We start from the raw sequence: 2,184 nt of genomic DNA on the forward strand, positions 1-2,184 counted from the left end.
GCGGCCTAGACATAGTAATTCACTCAATGAGTAGTAATCTATAAATCTAGACATTTGAAGTCTGAAGTCAAGATTTGACCCCAATGGTTCTTTTATACCCTATTTGCAACGGTCTAGACATAAGAATTAACTCAATGGGCAACAAATAAACCATTAAAATATAAAGTCGAGATTTGATCCCTCTAGTTTTTTAGAGCTAATCGAAAATTAAACCTTAAAAACCATCCTAAATAATTTTTAATATAATCTTATTAAGTTTTATTATTTAAAGATACTGTTTAGCCTTTTCACATGCAGAATCTAGCATTGCCATTGATGAACTTCTCACTTTATCTGAGCATAACTTATTCAAAATATTAACTGCAAAGCGTTCGCATCTAGGTAAAGTGTAGAGCTCATATTCTTGAGTAACACCTAGTGCAGATTGATAACTTAGCTGGTCAAAGTATTCATTAGCCCCTAAAGCAGCAACTTCCTTTTTCGATTCTTCAGAAGAATGATATATTTTACTTAGTACACCATTGGCAAAATTAACAACGCTATTACTTTCAGATAAATCATTTTTAAGTGAGCAAACACTAAGATAAGGTGTAGCTTTGCCCACATCAAAATATAAATCATTTCCTGCCGCAAGCTGACTAAAAAGTATAATACTTATTAAACAAAAAGGCTTAATTAGTTTCACTCTGCATTTCTCCATACTTTAAGCAAACCATATATATTACTCCAATATATGATAAACAAGCCTATGGATTGAATCGAGCAATCAAACTCAGTACCAATAGCTAGCATAGCCAATGTTAGAATCAGCAGTAGACTTGAAAAAATAAATGATATTATTAACAAGTCCTTATTAGAATGACTTTTAGCTTTCTTTTGGGCTATATGATGTCGAGTAAAAAGATTGATGCATATTAAGCAAAATATCACTATGCAGCCTTTTAATATCATCTAAATATCTTCCAGTTTAATTAAACCTCTTAAGATTAACTCTTTTTTGGCATCCGCTTCATTTTTGCTTGAACAATACCACAAAAAGGTAGATATAACAGTAACATACGCCGCTGCATAACTACTTCCAATAAGAACTTTTGAGTTTTTGGTAAATTGTGAAGCGGCGGCTTTACCCACTTCACTGTTAGAGGCTTTCACTATTGCATCTTTAGCCGCAGCTTTAACTCCGGTTTTTTTTATATTTAAAAGCGATTCTAATATTGCAGGGACGCTTGTTCCTACAGTCGCCACACCTAAAACAGCAGTTGCTTTAGCTAGGTCTTTGTTATTTTCAAAAAAGGCTCTTAATTCTTTGTCACTCATACTCCAACTAAACCACTTTGGATTAAACGCTAGCTGTGCAACAAGTCCATACAGGTACTCTTTAACGGGTCCACTTTTTATTGCTAAAATTGCGGCATTTAACTGTGTCTGTTTATAGCGACTCAACTGCCTATAGGCAACTAGGCCTGTTAATATAGATAAGATATCATCTTCGTTCCTAATCTGATTCTCAATTTTTTTAGCATCTAAAATATTAATTAAAAAACCAATAGGATCTGCTTTATACTGTTCTGTTACATAAGGTGATTTCACCAACTCTTCCTTGTTGTTGTGGGTGCTTGTAGCTAAAATGATACTAATTAAGATAATTTAAATTAACTTTTTGGTAAAGCTTTGTTGTCAACTTTTAAAAATTTTCTTCTGTTAAATAGAAGCAAAACATTCAGTAACCACTTCATTTTCATGATACCTTAGTAGGTGTTAAACAGATAACTCATTAAAAATGATCAAGCTAGCAGCTGTGTTTTCTTGATCTTTTTAATCGAAAACCAAGTATCCATATTAAGTGTACCCAATTTAAATATAATTCCCCACTTAGTAATGATGTCAATTGGTGTGGATATCCACCAATCACCCATTTGGATTTAGGCTAAGCACTACTGATGATTATTTAAGGCCCATAACTTTTACCTTAGTCATCGTTTCGTTCCAATGTTAGTAAAGCAGTAAGGGTCTAGCAAGGGGTCACCCATTAGAAAGTTCCGGTCAAGCAGGCAGCTGTGTTTCCTTGATCTTTTTATTCAAAAACCAAGTGTTCTTGTAACTCCCCCAAAAAATGAAACAGTTCATAAGTAGAATTTTCCATTAACGAAAATAGGAAAATTTACGATGAGAAAAAGCAAATTC

The 2,184-nt window shown here is 33.3% G+C and carries 2 protein-coding genes; both read right to left on the minus strand.

Annotation, left to right across the window (positions count from 1 at the left end):
• Positions 1-265: 265 nt before the first annotated feature.
• Complete coding sequence (locus AN391_RS19720; RefSeq protein WP_055016965.1) at positions 266-685, minus strand: hypothetical protein; 420 nt, start codon at positions 683-685, stop codon at positions 266-268.
• A 266-nt stretch (positions 686-951) separates the two neighbouring features.
• On the minus strand, positions 952-1,590 hold the full coding sequence (locus tag AN391_RS19730; protein ID WP_055016967.1) for a hypothetical protein: 639 nt from the start codon (positions 1,588-1,590) through the stop codon (positions 952-954).
• Between the last annotated feature and the right edge of the window lie 594 nt (positions 1,591-2,184).

The organism is Pseudoalteromonas sp. P1-13-1a, from assembly GCF_001401875.1.
Lineage (GTDB): Bacteria > Pseudomonadota > Gammaproteobacteria > Enterobacterales > Alteromonadaceae > Pseudoalteromonas.